Source organism: Aquimarina sp. AD1, assembly GCF_003443695.1.
GTDB classification, from domain to species: domain Bacteria; phylum Bacteroidota; class Bacteroidia; order Flavobacteriales; family Flavobacteriaceae; genus Aquimarina; species Aquimarina latercula.
The window spans coordinates 192,169-217,963 of sequence record NZ_CP031966.1 but is presented as its reverse complement, the minus strand read 5'-3'; the positions used below and the strand labels follow the sequence as shown (position 1 = coordinate 217,963).

General features: G+C 30.2%; 26 protein-coding genes. 14 read left to right on the top strand and 12 right to left on the bottom strand.

What is annotated here, in order from left to right; genetic code table 11:
* Positions 1-59 precede the first annotated feature (59 nt).
* Positions 60-1,181, top strand: coding sequence for a T9SS type A sorting domain-containing protein (locus D1815_RS01005; RefSeq protein ID WP_051335990.1), 1,122 nt, complete (start codon positions 60-62; stop codon positions 1,179-1,181).
* Between the two features lie 29 nt (positions 1,182-1,210).
* Entirely contained in the window at positions 1,211-2,032 is an 822-nt protein-coding gene (locus tag D1815_RS01000) for a heparin lyase I family protein (protein WP_051335991.1), read from the top strand.
* Positions 2,033-2,076: 44 nt separating this feature from the next.
* Here the strand turns inward: D1815_RS01000 and D1815_RS00995 are convergent, their stop codons facing one another.
* Together D1815_RS00995 and D1815_RS00990 are read right to left on the bottom strand one after the other, a co-directional pair.
* Positions 2,077-2,931 carry a DUF5777 family beta-barrel protein gene (locus D1815_RS00995; protein ID WP_027392026.1) on the bottom strand — a complete coding sequence of 285 codons (855 nt, stop codon included), beginning with the start codon at positions 2,929-2,931 and terminating at the stop codon, positions 2,077-2,079.
* Between the two features lie 31 nt (positions 2,932-2,962).
* Positions 2,963-3,346, bottom strand: coding sequence for a hypothetical protein (locus D1815_RS00990; protein WP_027392027.1), 384 nt, complete (start codon positions 3,344-3,346; stop codon positions 2,963-2,965).
* Between the two features lie 163 nt (positions 3,347-3,509).
* Here D1815_RS00990 and D1815_RS00985 point away from each other — a divergent pair, with 163 nt between their 5' ends.
* The 9 genes from D1815_RS00985 to D1815_RS00945 all read left to right on the top strand — a co-directional run bounded on the left by D1815_RS00985 (position 3,510) and on the right by D1815_RS00945 (position 12,959).
* Positions 3,510-3,839: a hypothetical protein gene (locus tag D1815_RS00985; RefSeq protein WP_233557539.1), complete on the top strand. Its 330-nt coding sequence runs from the start codon at positions 3,510-3,512 to the stop codon at positions 3,837-3,839.
* Positions 3,840-3,851: 12 nt separating this feature from the next.
* Positions 3,852-4,391: a YceI family protein gene (locus D1815_RS00980; RefSeq protein WP_118385579.1), complete on the top strand. Its 540-nt coding sequence runs from the start codon at positions 3,852-3,854 to the stop codon at positions 4,389-4,391.
* A gap of 281 nt (positions 4,392-4,672) precedes the next feature.
* Entirely contained in the window at positions 4,673-5,572 is a 900-nt protein-coding gene (locus D1815_RS00975) for a hypothetical protein (RefSeq protein ID WP_027392030.1), read from the top strand.
* Positions 5,565-7,028, top strand: a complete 1,464-nt coding sequence (locus D1815_RS00970) for a radical SAM protein (protein ID WP_118385578.1) — start codon at positions 5,565-5,567, stop codon at positions 7,026-7,028. The genes D1815_RS00975 and D1815_RS00970 overlap by 8 nt, the downstream gene beginning before the upstream one ends.
* On the top strand, positions 7,021-7,812 hold the full coding sequence (locus D1815_RS00965) for a class I SAM-dependent methyltransferase (RefSeq protein ID WP_118385577.1): 792 nt from the start codon (positions 7,021-7,023) through the stop codon (positions 7,810-7,812). Before D1815_RS00970 ends, D1815_RS00965 begins: the two co-directional genes overlap by 8 nt.
* The gene (locus tag D1815_RS00960) at positions 7,809-9,185 is read left to right on the top strand and encodes a radical SAM protein (protein WP_118385576.1); all 1,377 of its coding nucleotides are present in this window, start codon (positions 7,809-7,811) and stop codon (positions 9,183-9,185) included. The genes D1815_RS00965 and D1815_RS00960 overlap by 4 nt, the downstream gene beginning before the upstream one ends.
* Before the next feature lie 27 nt (positions 9,186-9,212).
* Complete coding sequence (locus tag D1815_RS00955) at positions 9,213-10,199, top strand: glycosyltransferase family 2 protein (protein WP_118385575.1); 987 nt, start codon at positions 9,213-9,215, stop codon at positions 10,197-10,199.
* Between the two features lie 28 nt (positions 10,200-10,227).
* On the top strand, positions 10,228-11,910 hold the full coding sequence (locus D1815_RS00950; RefSeq protein ID WP_118385574.1) for an ABC transporter ATP-binding protein: 1,683 nt from the start codon (positions 10,228-10,230) through the stop codon (positions 11,908-11,910).
* Positions 11,907-12,959: a glycosyltransferase gene (locus D1815_RS00945; RefSeq protein ID WP_118385573.1), complete on the top strand. Its 1,053-nt coding sequence runs from the start codon at positions 11,907-11,909 to the stop codon at positions 12,957-12,959. Before D1815_RS00950 ends, D1815_RS00945 begins: the two co-directional genes overlap by 4 nt.
* On the opposite strand, the gene D1815_RS00940 is transcribed toward D1815_RS00945, so the two are convergent.
* The gene (locus D1815_RS00940) at positions 12,932-14,035 is read right to left on the bottom strand and encodes a glycosyltransferase family 4 protein (RefSeq protein ID WP_118385572.1); all 1,104 of its coding nucleotides are present in this window, start codon (positions 14,033-14,035) and stop codon (positions 12,932-12,934) included. The two genes, D1815_RS00945 and D1815_RS00940, sit on opposite strands and share 28 nt — an antisense overlap.
* 211 nt (positions 14,036-14,246) lie before the next feature.
* On the opposite strand from D1815_RS00940, the gene D1815_RS00935 reads away from it, so the two are divergent.
* Both D1815_RS00935 and D1815_RS00930 read left to right on the top strand, forming a co-directional pair.
* The gene (locus D1815_RS00935) at positions 14,247-15,380 is read left to right on the top strand and encodes a hypothetical protein (RefSeq protein ID WP_118385571.1); all 1,134 of its coding nucleotides are present in this window, start codon (positions 14,247-14,249) and stop codon (positions 15,378-15,380) included.
* Between the two features lie 38 nt (positions 15,381-15,418).
* Positions 15,419-16,552 (top strand): SGNH/GDSL hydrolase family protein, encoded by a 1,134-nt coding sequence (locus D1815_RS00930; protein ID WP_118385570.1) that lies wholly within the window; start codon positions 15,419-15,421, stop codon positions 16,550-16,552.
* Positions 16,553-16,558: 6 nt separating this feature from the next.
* On the opposite strand, the gene D1815_RS00925 is transcribed toward D1815_RS00930, so the two are convergent.
* The 9 genes from D1815_RS00925 to rpmH all read right to left on the bottom strand — a co-directional run bounded on the left by D1815_RS00925 (position 16,559) and on the right by rpmH (position 25,007).
* Positions 16,559-17,239, bottom strand: coding sequence for a sulfotransferase (locus tag D1815_RS00925; protein WP_118385569.1), 681 nt, complete (start codon positions 17,237-17,239; stop codon positions 16,559-16,561).
* 55 nt (positions 17,240-17,294) lie between these two features.
* Complete coding sequence (gene cysC, locus D1815_RS00920; RefSeq protein WP_118385568.1) at positions 17,295-17,837, bottom strand: adenylyl-sulfate kinase; 543 nt, start codon at positions 17,835-17,837, stop codon at positions 17,295-17,297.
* A gap of 50 nt (positions 17,838-17,887) precedes the next feature.
* Positions 17,888-18,046, bottom strand: a complete 159-nt coding sequence (locus D1815_RS23875; RefSeq protein WP_255411785.1) for a DUF5989 family protein — start codon at positions 18,044-18,046, stop codon at positions 17,888-17,890.
* A gap of 2 nt (positions 18,047-18,048) precedes the next feature.
* Positions 18,049-18,456, bottom strand: coding sequence for an SxtJ family membrane protein (locus D1815_RS00915; RefSeq protein WP_118385567.1), 408 nt, complete (start codon positions 18,454-18,456; stop codon positions 18,049-18,051).
* A complete protein-coding gene (locus D1815_RS00910) occupies positions 18,443-20,194 on the bottom strand; it encodes a carbamoyltransferase N-terminal domain-containing protein (RefSeq protein WP_118385566.1) in 1,752 nt (583 codons plus the stop codon). Before D1815_RS00910 ends, D1815_RS00915 begins: the two co-directional genes overlap by 14 nt.
* 3 nt (positions 20,195-20,197) lie before the next feature.
* The gene (locus D1815_RS00905; protein WP_147404168.1) at positions 20,198-21,184 is read right to left on the bottom strand and encodes a hypothetical protein; all 987 of its coding nucleotides are present in this window, start codon (positions 21,182-21,184) and stop codon (positions 20,198-20,200) included.
* A 77-nt stretch (positions 21,185-21,261) separates the two neighbouring features.
* Positions 21,262-21,768: a nuclear transport factor 2 family protein gene (locus D1815_RS00900; RefSeq protein ID WP_118385564.1), complete on the bottom strand. Its 507-nt coding sequence runs from the start codon at positions 21,766-21,768 to the stop codon at positions 21,262-21,264.
* 118 nt (positions 21,769-21,886) lie between these two features.
* A complete protein-coding gene (carB, locus tag D1815_RS00895) occupies positions 21,887-24,739 on the bottom strand; it encodes a carbamoyl-phosphate synthase large subunit (RefSeq protein WP_118385563.1) in 2,853 nt (950 codons plus the stop codon).
* Positions 24,740-24,848: 109 nt separating this feature from the next.
* Positions 24,849-25,007, bottom strand: a complete 159-nt coding sequence (gene rpmH, locus D1815_RS00890; protein WP_081414554.1) for a 50S ribosomal protein L34 — start codon at positions 25,005-25,007, stop codon at positions 24,849-24,851.
* Between the two features lie 174 nt (positions 25,008-25,181).
* On the opposite strand from rpmH, the gene D1815_RS00880 reads away from it, so the two are divergent.
* Positions 25,182-25,697, top strand: a complete 516-nt coding sequence (locus D1815_RS00880) for a DUF2892 domain-containing protein (RefSeq protein WP_118385562.1) — start codon at positions 25,182-25,184, stop codon at positions 25,695-25,697.
* Positions 25,698-25,795 lie beyond the last annotated feature (98 nt).

Below are 25,795 nucleotides of genomic sequence, written 5' to 3'. Positions count from 1 at the left end.
CCTTGCATATTTTTGCAAGGATATTCCTATTAAAACCTAAATTTAATACCCCATAGATAATGAAACCTTTTACAATAATTTTTATTCTATTTATAAGTTTTGGTACTCAAGCTCAGATAACATTAGATGCTGACGGTCCCGGCAATACCTATGAACTTATTAATAGCGTTTTTGCACCAACAAGCGGAAATGTCATAGAAGCACCCGGAATTACTGGTAGTACTTGCGATAACCATTCTACCTATTCTGGTACAGATGGAAATCGTCATATTGATGAAGTATTCAATACAGACTTAGGGGTTAATGTATTTAGATTTATCATGCATGTTAATGAAGATATTGATCGCGACAAATGTTCCACTACAGATCGCCAGCGCAATGAAATTAAAACTTACGCTCCTTCTCCTGATAATCTTAAAGGAGTAATAGGAGAAACTGTGGAATACAAATGGAAATTTAAAATAGATGCAAACTTTCAACCTTCCGGAAGTTTTACTCATTTTCATCAATTAAAATCTGTTGGAGCAGATTCTGCAGAAGAAAGTCAGCCTCTGATTACCTTAACTGCTAGAAAGGCAAGCCCGGATCGATTAGAATTAAGATATGCACCTACTACTTCACAATCTACACTTACTACAGTCGATCTATCTGTATTAAAAGGAAATTGGGTTGAAGTTCTTGAAACTGTTACCTATGGAGAAACTGGAAATGCTTCTTATAGCATTATCATCACTAATGTAGATTCGGGATCAGAAATATTAAACTACTCTTCTTCTTCGCTTAGAATGTGGAAGACAAATGCAGATTTTATTAGACCAAAATGGGGAATCTATAGAAGTTTAAATTCTGCCTCAGATTTAAGAGATGAAGAAGTATTGTATGCTAACTTTTCCGTAACTGAAAACCCTACGCTCTCTGTACCAACAATATCAGAAAAAGAATTGTTTGATGTATTTCCGAACCCTACTAAAGCAGTAATAAGTTTTAATTTTTTCGAGAACACAAACGACTACACAATATCAGTTATAGGTGGGTCAGGAAAAATTGTCAAGAAACCACAAGAATTAAAAACTACTGATCAGCTAGATATTAGTGATCTTTCTAATGGAGTCTATTTTATAAAAATTATTGATAAGCAAACTAATACCTTTTCTATAAAGAAAATTGTAAAAATAGATTAATAGAAGTTTAAAATAAAAAACAACATATTATGAAATTTGCTTTTGTTCTATTTGCTCTTTTGACATACATTTCTTCTTATGCTCAGGTCTCTCTTACTGCTGATGGCCCAGGAAACACATATGAGCTTATTACTTCTAAATTGGCTCCAGGATATAATCCTATAGAAGCGCCAGGTATGGTAAGAAAAGATTGTGATAACCATCTTAATTATGGTAAGCACATTAGTGAAGTTTATGATGATGAACTCGCTAAGAATGTATTTAAATTTGTCATTCATGTTAAAGAAGACAATGACCGTTGCAAAACTTTTGATAGACAACGTAATGAAATAAAAAGCTATAAATCATCACCAGATAATCTAAAAGCTACGATTGGGGAAACTGTAGAGTACAAATGGAAATTCAAGATAGATAAAAACTTTAAGCCATCTAAGAACTTTACGCACCTCCATCAATTAAAATCTGTAGGAGAAACAGAAAAAGCAAAACCTATTATCACCCTTACAGCTAGAAAAGGAAGTGTTGATAAATTAGAGCTTAGACATTCTAGCGGAAAAGATCAAAATACACTTAAAAAAGTAGATTTGGACTTATTAAGAGGTAATTGGGTAATGGTTACAGAAAAAGTTACTTACGGAAACTTAGGTAAAACCTCTTACGATATATCTATCGCCAATATAAAAACAGGGAAAATAATTTTGGAATACCAGAGTACTAACCTACAAATATGGAATGCAGGTGCAGAATTCGTTAGACCAAAATGGGGAATCTATAGGAGTTTAAAAAACGCACAAAACCTTAGAGATGAAGAAGTACTATTTGCAGATTTTTCTATTAAAGAAAGTAAATAGTTGACATTAGCAGAATTAATCACCTATAAAAATATTTTTTCGCTCTACAGATCAAAGACTCTACTTAAATTAAACCCAAAGAAAAAATCACCATCTCCCCAATCTCCAGATCCTTGACCTAAGAAACCATTTTCAAACATAGGTTGTGCATTTGTAAAATGAACCTGAAATACATGACCTCCTGTTTCTATATCAAAACCTATTGATAATGGATTTTTAAAAGTAGAAGTACTACTTCTATTAAAATGATATCCGTAATCTACATTAAGACTAAAACGTTTCGTTAATTTGTAACGACCTCCTACTCCCATAATAAATTGAGAATTATCCTGATCATCAAATCTAACAAAATTTTCATGTAAATAAGACGGTGCTAGTTCTAATGAAAGTCTTTTACTTACCTTTCTAGAAATTAAAACCTGAGACACATAAGATAATCTATTATTAAATTCTAATTTAGGTAATTGATTTTTTTCTAAACCTGTATTAATCGTTAATAAATTATATCCAACAATAGTAAAAGGGAATCCGTTTTTTTTCTGTCTTGTTAATCTATACTTAATATGGGCTCCATAGGTTTTTTGAAAAGAGCTACGAGCAATCCCAACATTTAGTCCATCCGTTATACCATAAATAAATTTAAGTTGAGTAACGGCTTGATCCAATCCAAAAAAATCATCAATTCCATTTTCTACACTACCAAAACGGTGAGCAACTACAAAAAATAAACTACGTTTATTAACCAATTTTGTAGATTCAAAATTTACAATCTTAAGTCCCTTAAAAGTAGATGTAACATAATTATCTTCTTGAACATCCGACTCTAACTCATTTAATAAATCATCTTGAGCAAGTGTAATATATGGTAGTAAAAATAAAATGAATAAGAGTTTTTTCATGAACGAGGTTTTAAAATACTATAAAAAGAAATTATTTAATAATTGATGCTTGGTCTAACTTAACTACTTCTAGAAGTTCGTCATAACCGATGCATCTGCCCTTTATGATATATTGTGAACGTAAACTAGATGCAGTAATATTGTGATCAGTATCAAAAGTGCAATACGCAGCTTCATTGAGCATTAAAGAATTAGTTTCTATCTCTGTCACTTCTCCTTTAACAATAATTGTTTTATTTAAATACTTTTTAGAAGCTGTATCTGAGCTTTCCGAAAATTCTCTTACCAAATCAGTAGCATCAACTGTAAATTCCGCTTTTTCCTCCTGAATATCCCTATGAGATTGATACACATATTTATATCCAACAAAAGCCGCAATTCCTAAAATTAAAATTACTATAAGTAGTTTTTTCATTGTGTATTTTCCGTTTAAACTTGTTTTAAAAGTATGAAAATTATCCACCTAATGAAACATATTTTTGCATATCAATTAAATTTGATCTAATTTTTACCTTCCAAAACTAGAACTCAATAGGCAATTTATGAAAATAAATATTTTAAAATTTTTGATTTTTTGTATGATTTTATTCAACATAAGTTGTGAAAATGATAGCGAAAAAGATTTAATAGATATTACACCTGTTACGTTGGTTACTTATAACAATAATGTAAAGGCTATCGTTGATAGTAACTGTACTACTTGTCATAATGATCCACCGATTAACTTTGCTCCTATGCCACTTTTAACTTTTGATCAGGTAAAGGAGGCTGTGGATAACAGAGGGTTACTAGAGAGAGTTTCTTCAGAAGATATTAGTTTTTTGATGCCTTCTGGAGGTCCAAGGTTACCACAAGCGACCATTGATATTATATTACAATGGAATACTGATGGATTATTAGAACAATAAAACCATATACCCATGAAAAATATCTTATTCTTTTTATTAGTATTTATTTCAGGATCTATTCTTGCGCAAGGAAAATTTATTACCAAGAAAGGTACTATTAGTTTTGAAGCTTCTGTGCCATCTTTTGAAGAAGTAAAAGCTAAAAACAGTACCGTAACTGCCATTTTAAATACTGATAACGGTGACTTTGCTGCTTTAGCCTTAATAAAAGGTTTCAGGTTTAAGAATGCTTTGATGGAAGAACACTTTAATGAAAACTATATTGAATCTGACGATTATCCCAAAGCAACTTTTAAAGGTAAGCTTGTAAACTTTGACATCAGTAATATTCAAAATGAATATGCGATTAAAGGAACATTATCATTACACGGAAAAACAAAGGAAATCGAGGTAAAAGGCGTAGTCAATAAAGATGGTGATGATACAATTTCTATCGCTTCATCTTTTATAACAAAACCTGAAGAGTTCGATATTAAAATTCCAAGTATCGTTAGTAAAAAGATCGCTGATGATATTTCGGTATCGCTAAATTTTATTTTAAAAAAGAAATAGTTTTTTAATATTTCAATTTTTCAACTTGAAATATTCCTTTTTTAAATCTAATTTTTCCTTTTTAGTACATTTTTATTGAATGTCTGTATCATAATCTTGTTTATTAGCGCTAATAAACTGTTTGAATATGGTTTCATTCAAAAAACCATATTATTAATATATAATCAGGAGCTATGTAAATAACTATATAATCAACATATTCAGATTCAAACACACTAATTAATTATTAAAAAATGATATAATATTATTTTTAATAACGTCTAATTAAAACTCAACTCTCGGTGAAATCTCTTAAAACGTTGCTATATTTTTCCATTTTTAAATATCCTCTTTCAGCCGAAGAGATTTATTTGTTTTCTGCTGCCTCTGATCAGAGTGAAATCAAAAACGAACTTGAATATCTCAAAAAAAAGGGAGTTATTTCTTATGATAACAGTTATTATTTTCTAGATGGAAACTTACAATCTGTTTCTCGTCGTATAGAAGGAAATAAAATGGCTAAATCTGTTATGCAAAAAGCAATTAAAAAAGGTACTTTAATTGCTAAGTTTCCTTATGTAAAAGCTGTTGGTATTTCTGGCGCTTTGTCAAAAAATTATCATGATAAAGATGGTGATGTTGATTTTTTTGTGATTACAAAATCAGAACGTCTATGGGTTGCAAGAACGCTATTAATGTTGTACAAGAAAATATTCTTATTCAATTCCAGAAAGTTCTTTTGTATCAATTACTTTATAGCGGAAAATTCATTAGAAATATCAGAAAAAAATATATTTACGGCTACCGAATTATTAACGTTAATTCCGGTTTCTGGAGATTTCACTAGTTTCTATAGACAAAACCAATGGGTTTCTAACTTTTTACCCAATTTAGAAATAGGTAAATCTTCCGTCAAAAATTTAAAAAGTAAGCCTTTAATAACTAGAATTATAGAATTAATACTAAACACTAAAATCGGAAATAGTTTAGAACGTATTTTTCTAAAAATGACATTAAAAAAGTGGAATACTAAATTTAAGACTTTACACAAAGATGATTTTGACATAGCAATGAAATCAACGGATGGGGTATCCAAACATCATCCTAGAAATTTTCAGAAAAAGGTCATTGACAGGTTAAACAAACGGTACAATGAATTTCAATTAAAATATAATATAGAATTAGAAAAAGAGCATGCTTGATATTTTGTTTTCACATTCTTATTACTACCCTTTAGATCTTAAACAATGGAAGAATCAAACACCTTATCCTCCATTAGGAACTATATACGCTGCTTCTTTAATGCGAGAAAAGGGTTTTACGGTTGATCTTTTTGACACCAACCTAAGAGATAACCCATATGACATTGAAAAAGAAATCATAGAAAAGAAACCTCGATTTATGGTTTTATATGATGATGGCTTTAATTACTTGACAAAAATGTGTCTAACTACTATGCGTGAAGCCGCTTTTGAGATGATGAGAATTGGGAAAAGCCATAATTGCACTATAATTGTCAATAGTTCTGATGCTACAGATCATTATCCTAAATATTTATACAATGGTGCTGATTATATTATCCAAGGAGAAGGAGAACTGGCTTTATTAGAACTTATTTCGGCTCTTAAAAATGAGCAACCAATAGAAAAAATTAAAAGCCTTGTATATAAAAAAGATGAAAACACTGTTACTAATCCTAAACGGGAAGTTTTAAAAAAACTAGATGAGTTACCTATGCCCGCATGGGATCTTGTGGACATTAATTCTTATAAAAAAGTATGGCATGATGGAGGTAAAGAATTTACTCTAAATCTTGCTACTACCAGAGGGTGTCCATTTAAATGCAACTGGTGCGCTAAACCAATTTATGGAAATAGATATAATACGCATTCTCCAGAATATATAGTAAACCACATACAATATTTACAGAAAAACTATGATGTCGAACGTTTCTGGATGTGTGACGATATTTTTGGTTTAACTCCAGGATGGGTACAGAATTTTAATCAAGAACTAAAAAACACAAATACTACACTAAAGTATTACATCCAAAGTAGAGTTGATTTATTACTTAAAGAAGATACTATAGATGCTCTTGCTGAATCTGGATTACAAGAAGTTTGGGTTGGAGCAGAAAGTGGTTCTCAATCCATCCTCGATGCTATGGATAAAGGAACTAAAGTAGAAGAAATATACAATGCCACAACGTTACTAAAAGAGAAGAATATACGAGTAGCATTTTTTATTCAATTTGGTTATCTCGGTGAAACCAAAGATGATATTTCTAAAACTATAAAAATGATAAAAGAACTAGTTCCAGATGACCTAGGTATATCCGTATCTTATCCACTTCCGGGAACTAAATTTTATGATAAAGTAAAAGATGATCTTCGATTCAAAGCAAATTGGACAGACTCGGATGATTTAGCCATGATGTTTAAGAGTACTTATAATTCTAAATACTATAAAAAACTACATAGATATGTACATAAGGAATATAGAAAAAGTCAAGGACTACGATTCCTAAAAGCTACTCTAAAGAGTCCTTCTAAAATTTCTACTAATACACTAAAACGAATATCATATTTACTGTATTATTTCCCAAGTGCATATATGGATGCTCAGATTTTAAAAAGAATGGAACATATTAATGAATGAGAGTTTTGACATAGCGGCGATAACCTATGATACTACTTTTACTCATAGTAAAATTGGCAAACTCCAAAGAAACTTGGTGTTTGATCATTTGACAAAAATGCTTCCGCCAAATCAAAAATTAGATATTTTAGAAATTAATTGTGGTACCGGTCATGATGCAATATGGCTAGCTGAACAAGGACATCGTGTTATTGCTACAGATATATCATCAGAAATGATTTCAATCGCTAAATCGAAGCAACATAACCAGATCAAAGATCTAGAGTTTCTACAACTAGATATTAACAAGCTAAGCACATTAAATTCTGAACAGCCTTTTGATTTGATATTTTCAGATTTTGGAGGATTAAATTGTCTTTCTCCAGATCAATTAAAAGAGTTTTTTATAGCCGCTCAGGCAAAATTAAAACCAAATGGCATAATTGTAGGAGTTATTATGCCTAAGCAATGTTTGATGGAGAATATTTATTTCACGATGAAAGGTAAATTCAAACAAGCTTTTAGACGTAATACTGATAATGTAGTCATAGCAAATGTCGACGGAGTCGATGTAAATACTTGGTACTATAATCCAAAAATGATACAGAAAATATCTAGCAAATTATTTAAAACAAATGAATTAAAACCCATCGGATTATGGATCCCTCCTTCTTATCTTGAATCGTTTTTTAAGAACAAGTCGGGAATTTTAAAAATCTTATCAAATCTGGATATGTTTTTCCGTCGTTTCGCATTCCTATCAAAATATAGTGATCATTATCTAATCTCCCTCATCAAAAAATGAGTATAGTTCTTACCCACGCATATTATCTAAGTACAGATCCTAAGGAACAAAGGATCATGAAACCCTATCCTCCTCTAGGACAGCTTTATATTTCTGGATACTTAAAAGAGCACGGTTTAGAGAATTATGTTTTTGACACAACATTTAGCTCTAAAAAAGAGCAACTAAGTTTTATAGCATCCAAGAAACCAGATGTAGTAGCTATATATGCAAATCTAATGACTAAAGTAGAAGTCATTAAACTTATTAAAACACTAGTTACAGAAGCTACATACGGTTTCCCAAAAATAGTACTAGGAGGTCCTGATGTTACTTATAACACCGAAAATTACTTAAGATCTGGTGCTCAATATATCGTAATCGGTGAAGGAGAAGAAACGTTATATGAACTCCATCAAGCCATTAAAAACAAAACTGATATAAAAGCTGTTTCAGGAATTGCGTATTTAGATAATGACAAAGTAGTAAAAACTACTGCCAGAATAAAAATGAAAGATTTATCAGTGCTTCCACTCCCAAACCGAGAAGCTATTGATATGCAAAAATATCTTGATACTTGGAAAAATAACCACGGACAAAGTTCTATGACCATTAGTACTCAGCGTGGTTGTCCATATACCTGTAAATGGTGTAGTACAGCAGTTTATGGACAGAGTTATCGAAGAAGACCTGCTAATCTTGTAGCACAAGAATTAGCAATGCTTAAGCAGAACTATAATCCAGATACTATTTGGTTTGTTGATGATGTATTTACAGTAAGTCATAAATGGTTAGCAGAATTTCATAAAGAAGTGATACAACAAGATGCTATTATTCCTTTTGAATGCATTACCCGAGCAGAACGTTTAAATGATGAAGTTTTACAACAGTTAAAAGAAGCTGGTTGTTATCGGATATGGATTGGTGCAGAAAGTGGTTCACAAAAAATAGTGGATGCAATGGATAGACGCGTAAAAGTTGAAACTGTTAGAGAAGCCATCCAGAAAACTAATCAATTAGGTATCGAAACAGGAACTTTTATTATGGTAGGATATCCTGGTGAAGATGAAAAAGATATCGCAGAAACCATACATCATCTAAAAGTAGCGAACCCTACTCATTTCACAATCACTGTTGCTTATCCAATAAAAGGAACTTCTCTATATAATGAAATCGAAAATGATATCACTATACAACCGGATTGGAATACCTCAACAGATAGAGACATTGATTTTAAAAGAACTTATCATCGTAAATTCTATGATTTTGCTGTAAGAAGAATTGTTAATGAAGTAAACTATTTTAAAAACAGAAATAACCTAAAAGAAAAATTAAAATTAAAAGTAAAATCGATAGCCGCTTTACTACTAATGAAATATTATAAATTGAGATAAAATTCTTTATTTAAAAATGGATGATATATGATTAGTGTTGTAATACCAACCAGAAATAGATTAGAATCTTTAAATAGAGTATTAGATTCTCTATATAAACAGGCTCTAAAACCTAAAGAAATAATCATTATTGACTCCAGTGATCAAGCTTTTACAACTAAAGATCTCATTACACCTCCTAATACTATTAATTTAATTTTGGAGCGATCCACTCCTTCAGTTTGTGAACAAAGAAATATCGGTATTAAATTAAGTTCTAATCCTATTATTTTATTAAGTGATGATGATTTAGTCTTCGAAGAAGAATATATAGTAACATTATATGACTATCTGAAAAAAAATCCCTCTAAAAAAGCTGCTAGTGGAATAATTTTAGAAAAAAACGCAAAAGATGAATGGGCATATGCCAATGAGATTTCTGATATAAAACTAATTTATAATTGGTTCTTTGGTCTTTCCATCTTTTCTGATTTATCTAAAAGTAAAAGAGGCAATATTCTTGTTAACCGAATAAAAACTAAATTATCTAACAAAGGAAACCAAATCTCAAAAGCAGGATGGCCTATTTTCGTAAACTGGAATAAAGATGAAAATGATTTTCCTTTTTTTTCATTAATGGGTGCAATGATAAGAAAACCTGAAGAAGATTTATTTGATCCCGTTTTCGTATTTAATGGTATTGGAGATAATTATGATGCTTGTATTAAATTAGGTTTCAATATTACCATTTTAAAAAAGACAAAAGCCTTTCATCACAAGGAAATAACGAATCGAATCAGTCCAAAAGAAGGTTTCTATTACCGAACTTCAGCATTACATTATATACTACTTAACAATTCTAATTTCTCAAGTTCAAATCGTTTATTTTTACTTTGGTCCTTGATTGGAGTTTTAATTCCAAACTTTCTTAAAATGAATACAGAAATGATAAAATATAATCTGATATTAATCTTCAGGATATTATTTAAAAAAAATCTATATCAACAAGAAACCCTTAATAATATCAGCACATAACAATAATTAAAACATTTCATTTCAAATTTTGAAAAAATTAATTGAACATATAAAATATCTAATTCCTCAATCTAAAAGGAAAAGACTTCCCTTTTTCTTTTCTATTTCTATTGTCAATTCAATTTTAGACTTCATTTCCATCGCGTTTTTAACACCATTTATTCTATTAATAATTGATAAAAAGAAAGTAGATGATTTTTTGGTTTCCCATTTTGGTATTACTTATCAAGAAAAGCATATACTATATGCCCTTATAATTCTAATAGTTTTTTATTTACTAAAAAATTTACTCCAAACCAAAATTGTATCCCGACAATCAAAATACCTCTACTCTATTGGTACTTTGTTATCTGAAAAACTAGTATCCAATTTTACCTATGGAAACTATGAAAAATATTACCTCATCGATAAAGGAGAATTAATCAGAGATTTTCATAAACTTCCAACTATTTTCGTAACTAATATTCTTATCCCGATTTACCACTTAACATCAGAAATAATTATAATATCTATGATTATGATAGCAGGATTTATTCTTAATCCTTTGGCAACTATTTTTTCTATAATTTTTGTCTCTATTTCTGCACTATTATTATTGTTTTTGCGTAAAGGTAAAACACAACGCTTTAATGAAATCATTTCTAAATCATATAGAGACACCTTAAATAATTTAATGAATATCTTAAACGGAATCATCGAAATAAAAAGTTCTAAATCAGAAAGCGATTTCATTAATCGATTTGGCAAATCCTATGAGGAACAAAATGATACATTAGCTTCATTAAGTACTTTTAAACAAAATAATGTACGATATCTAGAAGTAATGACAATTATTTTTATTTCATTTTCTATTGCTTTCATACTATTAAACTCAAGTTCAATTAAAGATCTGGTATTACTTTCTTTTTATGGAAGTGCCGTTATTAAAATTATTCCGTCATTCAATAAAATCATTAACGCGTACATAGATTTAAAAAGTAACAAACACGCGGTTGATATTTTAGCATCTTACAAATTTGACCAACCTAATGAACTAAATGAAAATCTGTTCGAAAATTCTTTACGGTTAGAAAACATTAATTTTAATTACCCTAATAATGATTTAATTATATCTAATTGTAACTTAGAAATAAAGAAAGGGGATTTTATCGGAATTATGGGTAAATCTGGTTGCGGAAAAACGACCTTACTACATATTATCTGTAGAATGCTTCCATTTAAATCTGGTAAGATCATATTAGACGAAAATGTTATTACGAATACAGCATCGTTTCCTTTCGTATATATGTTATCGCAACATTCATTTATTTTTCAAGGAACATTGATTGAAAATATAACAATGAATAAAAAAGAAGATATTGATTATAACTATATAAATCACCTCTTTGATAGTTTTGATCTAAAAGATTGGTTTCTAAATTTAGACGATGGTTTTAATACTGTATTAAACATTGATAGTAAAAGTATTTCTGGTGGGCAAAAACAACGTTTAGCTTTGATTAGAGCCTTATATACAAAACCAAAAATTCTATTACTTGATGAAGCTACAAATCAACTAAATGAAGATTTAGAGATAAAAATTATGACATATTTAAAAAGTAGAACAACAGAAAATGAATTGTCAATAGTTGCTGTTTTTCATAATAAAAACCTCTCTAAATTTGCAGAGAAACATTACACATTTCAAAACAGTAATCTCATAAAGGGATGAAGAAAAAGTTGTTATTTATTACACCACTATTTCCAGGGAACAAAAATGAGGATACTATCGTTCCTTTTATTTATCAATTCTGTAATTACTTAGATACTAATTTTGATGATCTAGAAATAGATATAATTACACTCCGATATCCTATTAAAAAAGAGGAATACAATATTAACTCTATTAAAGTGTATGCAATTGGAGGTGGATTTAAAACCAAATGGAATAGTATATTGGTGATTAGTAAAGCCTTTATAAAAGGTGCCAAACTTTTTGGCAGAAATGACTATGACGGAATCCTATCTTTCTGGTATAGTGACACCGCTATTGTTGGTAAGTTACTTAGGATATTTTTTAGAGTTAAACATTTTACTTGGTTGCAAGGACAAGATGTAAAATCAAATAACAAATACTTTAAACTCTTCAGGCCATCCGCAGATCAATTGATTGTCGTCGGAAAAAACCATCAAAAGGTTTTAAAAAAACATTGGGGTATTACCGCTAAAAAAATTGCCAATGTAGCTGTAGACACCAATAGCTTTCCGAAACTGAATATTGGATCAAGAACCATTGATATTATTGGTGTAGGAAATTTAGGCGCATTAAAAAATTATTCTTTATTTATTGAAATCATTTTCGAATTAAAAAAAGTGTTGAATACCATAAATGTTGTTATCTGTGGGGATGGAGAAGAAAAAGAAATGCTTACTACTAAAATTAATGCGCTAGGACTAAGAGAAAATATTACATTAATGGGGTATGTACCCAATAACAAGGTTCGAGATCTTTTAAACAATAGTAAACTGTTACTACATACTTCTCAATTCGAAGGGAATTCTATGGTTGTTCAAGAAGCTCTGTATAGTGGTTGCAAAGTAATTAGTACATTCCCTTTATCAGAAAACATAACGAACTTTTTCTATGAAGATAATAAAGCGGATTTAATTAAAACATCAATGGATTTATTAAATAAAAATCAAGAAACTCAAAGGATTAGGCATTTTAAAATTGAAGATACCGCAGATGTAATCTATTCTTGTTTTTTTGATTCTAAATAATGAAACGTTTGATAAATATCTTCAGCTATTGCTTTATGAGTCAATTTATCTTCTACACATTGCAATAATTCTGATTGTTTTTTAGAATAATCTATAGTTTTTGTTTCACAAAATGCATTAAATAGTTCTTCTCCATTACCTGGTGCAAACAATAAAGCACAGGCTCCATTATTAGTCATATAATTAAAAGACGGAATACTAGTTACAATCGGAACACAACCACACGTCATTGCCTCTGCAAGTGCAAATCCACTACCCTCATAATGAGATCCCAAAACAAAATACTCATGAGTTTGATATAATAACTCGATTTCTTTTCTATCTAATTTCCCTATAGTATTAACTGCTTGTTTTAAAAGTGTACTTGAGCTTAACAAGTCATTTACTTCTTCTAATAATTCAAACTCATTATATACCATCGTTAATGTAGCCAAAGGTTCTTTAACTAGGTATTTTTGAAAAGCACTCAAAACAGTAATTGGATCTTTATTCTTATCCAATCTCCCGACCCACAAAAAGGATTCTTTCTTTCTCTTAATCTCTGGGTTGAATGTAAAATTGGCAGCACCTTCCATTACTTCGAAAACTTTATTATTATCAAAAACTCCAGACGCTACCCAATCTTTGGCATTTTCTTTTCCTGTAAAAAAATAACCATCTATATATTTATCAGCCCAAGTATATATTAATTTCTTTAAACCTTTGGGCGCTTCAGCATATCCTTGAACTTGAACCAAAATTATTGATTTCTTACGTAATTGTTTCCGTAGAAAATAACTATACCTCCCATATCCCATTCCATGTATTAAAATGTAATCTGGTGCTAACTTATTTATGAAATTATGGTATAAAAAAGGAATACTATATTTTTTTATTTTCCTTCCTTTATAGAATAGATAATGAACTCCTTCTTTTCTCATAGAAAAATTAATCCCAATCCTATTCAATGAAATTGTTTGTGTTTTATCCTTCAAATACGGAAGGTACCCTAAACTATAATTAAACTTTTTAATTAATAAATCCGGTTTTTTTATCTTCTCTGAATAGTAATTTAAATCTAGAAAAACCTTATTCATACACAAAAACTAAAAATTTAATCATAACCAAATCTTTCTTTACTATAATCTATGATTACTAAATACTTTTTTTAAAATCACTAGATATTAAAGATTATGACTAAATTTAATTAAATATCTAATAATAAACTCTTGAGACTTATATTAAATTCTATTTGTCGTTTTTTTATAAAATCAACAATTGTTTGACCTATAATTCTTCTTTACAAGTATGAGAAAAAAAATTAAGGATTTCATTATCATTATCTTCATATCATTCCTTTTATTAGTAATATTAGAAGTCATCCTTGGTTTTTTTTTCGAAAACAGAAAATTTCAACATCAATCTAATAAAATAGACCGTGTCTTAGCATCCAATTCATATTCTGAAAAAGATATTCCTTTTATAAAACAGTTTTACAATGATTACCATAAGCTAACCTATGAATGGGATCCATTTACGGAATATAAACTTAAACCATATACAGGTAAAGCAATAAATATTGATGTACAAGGTAATAGAAAAACTATCAATGAAGACACTATCATAACTGATTCTACATATACTATCTATTGTTTTGGTGGTTCTACTATGTTTGGCGAAGGAGCTAGAGATATAATGACAATACCGTCATTATTATCCAAAAAATTAAAAGAAAAAGAGCCAACAAAAAAATTTCATATTACCAACTACGGTGTTCCCGCTTATAGCAGATCACAAGAAACTGCACTATTAATAGAAGCTTTAAAAAAAGGAAAAAAACCAGATATTGTTGTTTTTTATGATGGTTTTAATGAAGTACTTTTAAAACACCCTAATTATTTAAAAAACGTTAGGGAACCAATAAAACAGTCATATGATGCTATCAAAAAATCTAACAAACAATTCATATTAGCACTTAAATCAAGTAATGTTAATATGGGTATTAAAAAACTACAAAACAAATTAAAGCACGTAGAAAAAGAAAAATATGATGTCATCATAAACGACTCTATACTTGATGAAATTATAAAAGGATATAGAAATAATATTAAAATTACGGACGCTATCAGCAATCAATATCGTTTTAATATCTTTAATTACTTACAACCATCTGTTTATACCAAGAAATTAAGAACCGAATATGAAAACCTTCAATATAACAAACATGAAGGTTTAGATAAGGTATTTAATAAGTTATATCAACAATTAACAATTGATTCAATATTACAAAACTCAAATAACTTTATTAATATCAGTAACTGTTTTGACACTAGTAAAGAAAATATATTTATTGACAATTGCCATATTTCTGAATATGGTAATTCTATAATAAGTGAAATTATTGCTAATGATATTATTACATCAATTAATAATATCAACTAGCTTAGGACTTATATATCATCATTAGAACATCTCATTCAATGAATCATAATTTATTTAAAAAGAAGTACTTAATCTCTTTATTTAAAAAATTGATTTTAATATTTGGCTTTACATTCCTTCTTTTGGAAGTAGTACTAGCTATATATACGAAGAATAGCAATCTTAATATTGAAATCCCTACATACTCTTTAGAGAATACACAGAGTTTTTGGTATGACATTAATAAAAATTTTGGAACCTCTCATCTCCCAAATAATAATTATAGGCAAAAAAAAACATGCTTTGATGTAACTTATCAATCCAATTCCAAGGGTTTTAGAGATCAAGAAAGAGCTATAAGAAGTTCTAATAAGAGAGTATTGGTTCTTGGAGATTCATTTATCGAAGGTGTAGGTGTGTCTAGAGAATTCAGACTATCAAATCTATTAGAAAATGAAAAAAAAATACCACACTTAAATTTTGGAATGGCAGGCAATTTTGGATCTACACAATATTACATGTTATATAAAACATTAGCTAGTTCTTACACTCATGATGCCATTTTAATAGGTGTTTTACCTGCAAACGACTTTATTGATGATGACTATGAAATAAACTTAAAAATTAATTCGGACCGATATCGACCATATCTCGTTGGAGACTATCCGCATTATTCATTGACCTATCATCTGGATAGCATCCATAAGTCAAGAGTGCATACTAAGAAACTTAAACCTATTAAAAAAATATTTAAAAATTTCACATATTCATACAACGTTCTTTTATATGCTAAATCAGTATTAAAACAATCTATAAAAAAAGATAATAAAATAGTATCTGAAGATGAAATTCCCGGATATTTTAATTATTCAGAAAAGCAATTAAATCGCCTAAAGTATTCATTAGAACAGATTAAATCAATAGCTGGGGAAAGAGAAGTTATGGTTTTTACAATTCCAGTATTAAGAGATATTCAAAATTACAAAAAACATAAAAATAATCCTTTAGGTAAAGAAATGTCCGCTTTTTGTGAATCTATAGGAATCAAATATTTGGATCTTCTTTTAGAAACAGATAAAATTTCCATAAAAGATTCTGAAGAACAGTTTTTAACTTGTGATGGGCATTGGAGTAAAAAAGGAAATGTTTTTGCTAAAAAACATATCCAATCTTTTTTTGATTATTACAATTAATATCCATTACATATTAATCAATTGATTAAACAACTCGTATTCTTCTGGATATTTAGATGTATCAACATCAATGTACTGTGAGTTATTAATAATTTTTCCTTCTTTTATATTAGCACTAGGATCCCCACTGGTACCTGTAAAATTAAATGTTTCATATTCCGATTTAAGTGGTGTAGACATCTCTAAAAACTCACTTATTTTATCTAAAATTACATTTGGTGCACGCACTAACTCCTCAGAATTTATAACTAAACACTGATCATTAGATAATTTTTCTCTCAGTTTTATTAGGTAAGACATCCGATCATGATAATATTTTTTTGATTTATCATCTGACCATGGTGTATAATGTTTTTTAGTAAGTGCCATAATACTAGCTACTGATGGATCAGGAGGTCGTGTCAGAATAATCACTTTAAAATTCTTTTTTTGAAAAATCTTTGGATTGGGAGTTTTCGAATTATGATTTATTTGATCTACATAGGTTTTTTTAAAAAAATTAACAGACCTATTCTTTAATAAGGTCTTAGATTTCATATAAAGTAATTTTAAATTACTCTCATATATCGCGTTACTTTCTCCAAGTCCCACCATAGTAGGGTGTGATAAAAGAATATGAGTCAACAAAGAAGACCTACTCCTCATATGCCCCATTACGAAAAGATAATCTGTTCTTTTAGTTTCCATTATAGTGTGTGGGTTTATACCTAGTATATATCATATTCTAAAAAAGTAGCTCTATTTATAATTTTTCAGGTTCTGTTTTAATAAAACTATGCTCTATCATTTTTTTTAATGAGCTCTGATAATTTATTTTTTCAGTTGGTATATGTAAGTCTACCTGTTTAGGAGGTTCGTATGGATCATCAATCCCTGTGAAATTTTTTATTTCTCCTTTTAGTACTTTTTTATATAATCCTTTGGGGTCTCTTTCTATACAACCTTCAATAGAACAATCAACATAAATTAGTTTAAAATCAAAACCGCGACTTTCTATAAGTTTCTTAGCATCTAATCTATGGTCATTATACGGAGCTATAAGAGAAACAATAACACTGATTCCTTTCTTAAGATAAGAGATCGATAACTCAGCCGTTAACATTAACTGCTTATGTCTATCTTCTTTACTAAACCCTAAATCACAGTGCAATGCCTTGCGCAGATCATCTCCATCTAAATGAAAAACTTTATTTTCTCTACTTGAGTAGTAATTTGTTAAACCTTTTCCCAAAGTAGTTTTCCCACTACCTGACAAACCCGTTAAAAGAATAAAAACTGGTTTCAATTATGCTACTATTTTAATTATTAAAATGATCGTTCTTTTTATATGTATTTTTAAAATAAAGAATAGACAAAGGGTGATACAACAGAATTCTCCGTGAAAACTAATAAAGCCCCTAATAAAACCAAAACAATAATAATTGGGATCAACCAATACTTTTTTTGACGCATCAAAAACTTCAAAAATTCTAAAAATATCCCTGATTTATTCATTACTAATATAATTTTTCATAATCGATACTTTCTTCTTTATCTATCCATCCAATAGTTGTTTTTTTCTTATTTATAATCCTTAAAACAAACGTAATTGGAAAAAAAAGTAAATAATAGACTATCCCTAAAATAACAAAAGAACTGATCTCTCCCAAAATATTACCTACAAATAACCAAACGAATAGAAAAGGATAAAACAGCATTGGTAACAAAAGCGTAATTATTGACACTCCCACAAAACCAATGGTCGTATTGATCTGTTTTGCATTAAATATGAATCCATCTTTATATACCGAGACACAAAAAATTAACAATAATAACACTAATACTAATCCTCCAAATTGTCGTTGTTTTCTTTTAGCATTGCTATTATCCTGAACAATATCTATCACACCACTAATCCAACTCATACTGTATTTGTTTAGAAAGTGTTTCACTTACATTCCTATTCCTTTCTTTATATATTATATAATTACCTAATACCAATATATCCATTTCAGTCTGAAAAAAACATCTCAACGCATCTAACGGAGAGGCAACTATAGGTTCGCCTCTAACATTAAATGATGTATTAATCAATACAGGGCAAGACGTTTTATCTTCAAAAGAAGAAATTAATTGGTGTAACAATGGGTTTTCTTCTGAAGAGAGCGTTTGAACTCTAGCTGTGCCATCTTCATGAATACAAGAAGGTATTTTTTCTTTCTTATCACTTCTAAATGTAAAAAGCATGTATTTAGAAGATATACTATCCAAAAACCAATCTTTAGCTTTTTCTTCTAATACTATGGGAGCAAAAGGTCTAAACCCTTCTCTTTTTTTGATTCTCATATTCACATGCTTTTTCATATCACTATATAACGGACTTGCCAAAATACTGCGATTACCCAAAGCTCTGGGTCCAAACTCCATTTTACCCTGAAACCAACCTATTATTTTTTTGCCTTTAAGCTGATCCGAAACCTCTTCACATAACTCCTTATCATTTACTAAACTATAATCAATCTGATGTTCCTTTAAAACAGCTTCTATAGCATCATTACTATAACCAATTCCTAGATATGCTTGTTCTGGTAATGTATTATCGATATAAGTTCTTTCGTTTTTTAAATAATGATACCATCCCACGAAAGCCGCTCCCATTGCTCCTCCACCATCTCCTGCTGCTGGTTGCACCCATATATTTTTAAATATATCTTTAGTAAGCAACTCTCCATTTGCTTTACAATTTAGCGCTACTCCTCCTGATAAACATACATTGTCTGATTTAGTTATTTTCTTTGTATACCTAAGTAATTTTACCAAAAAGTCCTCGGTAACCGATTGTATAGAACTTGCTACATCACAATAAAACGATGTCATTTCTTCACTTGGTTTTCTAGCTAATTGTCCTAAAACGTCGCAAAATGCCTTGTTAATTGTAGTTTTTCCTTTATCGAATGAGAAATATTTAAGATCTAAATGTATTTCTGCCTGATCTGTAATTGTAACAAAATGTTTTAGAATTAACTCCTTATAAATCGGTTTACCATACGGAGCCAATCCCATTAGCTTATACTCTCCAGAATTAATTTTAAAACCACAATACTGTGTAAATGCACTGTATAAAAGCCCAAAAGAATGTGGGTAATGTTGTTCTTTTATAATCTTTACTTCATTATTGTTACCTAAGCCTATAGTGGTACAAGCCTTTTCTCCCACTCCATCTATCGTAACTATAGCACTTTCGGAAAAAGGTGAAGAAAAGAAAGCTCCTGCTGCGTGTGCTTCGTGATGTTCAGAAAATAAAACGTTACCTGTAAATGCTAATTCCTTTTTAATAATTGCGGGAATCCAAAGTTTGGTTTTTGTCCAAGATTTAATAGATTTTCTAAAAAAAGAAAAACCAAAAGGTGTGTTAGCTTGAATAGAATTAATAATCCTATCAAATTTTAAAAAAGGTTTCTCATAAAAAACGATTAGTGATATCTCTTCTATCCCTATGCCTGCTTCTTTTAAACAAAACTCAATAGCCTTTTTAGGAAAAGAAGGATCATGTTTTTTTCTAGTAAAACGTTCTTCTTGAGCAGCGGCTATAATTTTACCATTTTTAAGTAAGCAAGCTGCTGAATCATGATAAAACGCTGAAATTCCTAAAATATAACTCACACTCTATTCGTTTGATAATAATTCCTCTTCTAAAAAAGTGCCTAAAACCTTTTGACCATACTCGTTTAAATGAGGATCGTTAAGATAATAAAGTCTTTTCTCTTTCGTATCTTTTTCTCGTAATTGTTCTAATGGGTTTAGTAAAGTCACATTTTTATATTGTTGTATATCCAAAGAAGCTTTTTCAAAAAAACCATATTCCATTTTCTTAAATTCAGTTTCATCAGAAAACTTTGCTCCCAATTCACGCATATTATTGAAATAAAAAGAATTTAACTGCGAACAATGTGGGACAAAAACAATAAAGACTTGGACATCAGTTGGGATTCCTTCTATAAATTCTTTTAATTCATCAATCCAGATAGCATATCGGTGTTGAAAACTCCCTTCTGCTGTTACTGATTTATATAAGTATGCTGAATCCGACTTAAAATATAATTTACTTCGCTGATTATAATCCTTTACACTAAATCTTTGATCATTAAACATCTTATTAATTGGTGCAACGCTCGATTTAAAATGCCCTAACCGATAATTGACATAAGAACTACTCAGAAACATATCGGATACATCCCAATATACATTTCTTATCAAGGGTAATTCTTTATAGTTGGTCAAGTGATCAACATCTATAAGATCATTTCCTACATATACTTGATAGATAATATTTTTTGGCTGATATTTCTGTATTCGTCGATTTACGAAAGTATTAACCTGCTTCACTCCTATTCCTTGTACGCCAGAATTTATAAATGTTTTATCACTAGAACTCCTTAGGTACTCAACATAATTATTTGTTGTGGCAGAAAAAGAATCTCCAAATACTAAATAATCTATATCCTTAGATTCGATATCATTAGCATCATTTAGAGAAGTAAACTCTGCTTTATAAAAATCAATAAAAGAAAACCGATACGATAGTTCGAAAAGAAGAAACACAATAATCAGAATAATCATTGTTTGATATAACCATCTTAAAACTTTCTTCACACCTTGGAAAATTATCTAATTATCGTTTCTAAATCTCACATGCTTGTAGCATAATCAGCAGCATAAATTGAAAAACATCAAAATCGTAAAGAGTTCTTTTTATCAAAATCTTCTTTAGTAATCGGCTTACCATTAATTGTGGTTGTATCCCAATCTTGTGTTATTTTCCATATACCATTGATCTTTTTTAATACAATATGGAATTGACCATACAAGTATTGTGTCTTATTATCCGCAGTTATTCCTATTTTATAAAAACCAACTTCATACGAAGTATCGTCATTGGTATGCCTACTATCGAACCAAAAATCTAATTTTATTTGTGTATTACTTTCTTTAGAAGCTTTTAGACGTTCTACATTCTTACTCTTAAATACATTCTTGGTATCAATCCCTTCTGGTGTAACACGTAATACCTCATCTGCATATATCTCGTTTAATGATACTGCATCTAACGCTTCATACGCTTTCTGGAACGGTTTCCAAACCGTTTGATCAATTTGTTTTTGGATTTCTAAACTATTCACCTGTCCGAGCATAATCGAACTAAATAACATAAAAACAGGAATAAAAAATCTAATCATAATATATGTATTGGTAAAAGTATAAAGTTAAAACTTTCTTTAGTCTTAAGACTTAATTATTAACAAACAAAAAAACCCGCTGTTATAGCGGGATTTAAGATTCTATATTTTATTAAAATTACTTACTCAAGTACATCTTACGTCTTGAATATAGATCGTAAAACTGATCATCTTTAAGATCATCAATAAATAAAATACTTTCTCCAGTACTCTTCATTTCTGGTCCAAGTTTCTTATTTACATTCGGGAACTTATTAAATGAAAATACAGGCTGTTTGATTGCATATCCATCCAAATGTGGTTTGAAATCAAAATCCGTAACCTTCTTCTCTCCTAACATTACCTTAGTAGCATAATTTACATATGGTTCACCATACGCTTTCGCAATAAAAGGTACTGTTCTAGAAGCTCTTGGATTTGCTTCTATAATGTATACAACATCATCCTTTATAGCAAACTGTATGTTAATCAATCCAACAGTATTCAATGCCAATGCAATTTTATGCGTATGGTCCTTAATTTGTTGCATAACAAATTCTCCAAGGTTAAATGGTGGCAAGGTAGCATTAGAATCTCCTGAGTGTATCCCGCAAGGTTCAATGTGTTCCATAATACCAATGATATACACATTCTCTCCATCACAGATTGCATCTGCTTCGGCCTCTATAGCTCCATCAAGGTAGTGATCTAATAATAATTTATTATTCGGTATTTTGCGCAATAAATCAACAACGTGTTCTTCTAATTCTTGTTTATTGATCACAATTTTCATTCCTTGACCACCAAGTACATAAGATGGACGTACTAATATTGGAAAATCTAAACGATCTGCAACCTCTAAAGCTTCATCAGCCGTTTCGGCAATATCGAACTCTGGATAAGGAATGTTATTTTCTTTTAATAAAGTAGAAAAACTACCTCTATCCTCTGCTAAATCTAGTGATTGATAGGTTGTTCCAATAATCTTAATTCCATATCGATCAAGCTTTTCAGCAAGTTTTAAGGCTGTTTGCCCTCCTAACTGAACGATAACACCTTCTGGCTTTTCGTGACGAATGATATCATATATATGTTCCCAGAAAACAGGCTCAAAATATAATTTATCCGCTGTGTCAAAATCGGTAGAAACTGTTTCAGGATTACAGTTAATCATAATTGTTTCGTACCCACATTCTGCAGAAGCCAAGACTCCGTGAACACAACAGTAATCAAACTCAATACCTTGACCAATACGATTAGGACCTGAACCTAATACTACTATTTTCTTTTTATCAGTAACAATACTTTCATTAGCAACAATAATCTCTCCGTCGGCCGTCTGTGTTTCAGCCTCAAAAGTAGAGTAAAAATATGGTGTTTGTGCTTTAAATTCAGCAGCACAAGTATCTACCAACTTATACACTCTATTGATTCCTAACTCGTCTCTTTTGTTGTATACTTCACTTTCATAACAACCAAGCATATGAGCGATCTGTCTATCAGCAAATCCTTTTTGCTTAGCTTCTAGAATCAAATCTTTGGTTAATGATTGGATTGTATACGTTGAGATTTCTTTTTCTAATAAATATAATTCTTCATACTGCTTTAAGAACCACATATCTATTTTAGTAATCTCGTATATCCTACTAAGCGGAATACCCATTTGGATTGCATCATAGATCACAAAAACTCGATCCCAACTAGCGTTGGTAAGTTTTTCTATTATTTGATCGTAATCTTTATATCCTTTTCCGTCTGCTCCAAGACCATTTCTCTTAATCTCTAGAGACTGAGTAGCTTTATGTAAGGCTTCCTGAAAAGAACGTCCAATTCCCATTACTTCACCTACTGCCTTCATCTGCAGTCCTAACCTTCTATCAGATCCTTCAAACTTATCAAAATTCCAACGAGGTATTTTTACGATTACATAATCTAATGTTGGCTCAAATAAAGCCGACGTAGATTTTGTAATTTGATTATCTAATTCATCCAATGTATAGCCAATTGCTAATTTAGCCGCTATTTTTGCAATAGGATATCCTGTAGCTTTAGAAGCTAATGCCGAAGAACGAGATACGCGTGGATTAATCTCAATTGCTATAATATCTTCATTTTCATCTGGACTTACAGCAAACTGCACATTACATCCTCCTGCAAACTCTCCTATACTTCGCATCATATGAATTGCCATATCACGCATACGCTGATATGTTTTATCACTAAGAGTCATTGCTGGAGCAACGGTAATAGAATCACCTGTATGAATCCCCATAGGATCCATATTTTCGATCGCACAAATAATTACCACATTATCATTAGCATCTCTTAATAATTCTAATTCATACTCCTTCCATCCTATCAATGCTTTATCAATCATTACTTCGTGGATAGGAGAAGTCTCTAACCCTCTAGTCAATAATTCATCAAACTCTTCTTCTTTATATACAAAAGATGCCCCAGCACCTCCTAGTGTATAAGAAGCCCTTATTACTAAAGGAAAACCAAACTCCTGAGCAATTTCTTTCCCTTTTAGGTAAGATCCTGCAGTAGCTTGTGGTGCCATTCCGATTCCGATCTTAAGCATTAGCTCTCTAAACTTCTCACGATCTTCTGTTATATTAATGGCATCTATATCTACACCTATTATCTCTACATCAAAATCTTTCCAAATTCCTTTCTCATCTGCTTCAATACAAAGATTTAAGGCAGTTTGACCTCCCATAGTTGGCAGTACCGCATCTATGTTTGGATGATTTTTAAGGATTTCGATAATAGATTTAGTATTCAATGGTTTCAGATATACATGATCTGCCATTGAAGGATCCGTCATTATAGTTGCCGGATTAGAATTTATCAATATGGTTTCTATTCCATCTTCACGTAAAGAACGTAAAGCTTGTGATCCGGAATAGTCAAACTCACATGCCTGGCCAATAATGATTGGTCCTGATCCAATGATCAATATACTTTTGAGTTTTTCGTTTTTTGGCATTTTGGTGTTGGTATTGAAATTTAAAAAATAATTTAGGAATCAACTAGATATAAAAAAAGGCGTTACTCCTAAAAGTAACACCTTAAATATTTTCGTCGCACTACAATCATTAGTGCTTATGTCTTAATTCTGAAGAAACAGATAGCTTCTTTCTGCCTTTAGCTCTTCTACGAGCAAGGACCTTTCTACCATTAGCAGAAGCCATACGCTCTCTAAAACCGTGTTTGTTTTTTCTCTTTCTCTTCGATGGTTGAAACGTTCTTTTCATTGCTATCTATCTTTATATATCTTCTTGAAATCTCTTTTTTGTAAAACTAGTTGGAATCTCATCCCAAAACTGCGGGCAAATATACGAAGAGTTTTTACTTTCACAAACCTAAATATCAAAATATTTATAATTGTTTTTATTACCTTTGCCGCGACAAAAAAAATAATACATTTTATGTACAACAAAAACATTAAATTAGTAATTGCAGCATTAATTGTTGGTACTGCCATTTGGCAAATCATAGAAGGATATATTGGAAATGGAATTATGCTGATTTTACTAGCCTCGATTTTTGTCTTTTTATATTTTAAAAACGAATTAATTTTACTTTCATTCTTAAGATTACGTAAACAAGATTTTCCAGGAGCAAAAAAATGGTTAGATAGAATTAAGAACCCTGAAAGTGCTCTTACCACTAAGCAACAAGGATATTACAACTATCTTTTAGGTATTATGTTATCACAAACAAATATCACGCAAGCAGAAAAATATCTCAAAAAAGCTATAAAATTAGGGCTATCCATGAATCAAGATTTAGCCGTTGCTAAACTTAATCTTGCAGGTATTGCCATGACCAAAAGAAGAAAAAGAGAAGCTCAAAATTTACTTACCGAAGCTAAGAAATTAGACAAGCATGGTATGCTAAAAGAGCAAATCACTATGATGAAACAACAAATGAAAAAGATTTAGGCACACTAATTGTTCTTATAATTACGTTATCTAGTAGTTCAAAGGGTAAAATAAGGGCAGTACTAAATCTATAAATAATGTTTTAAGACACTAAAACT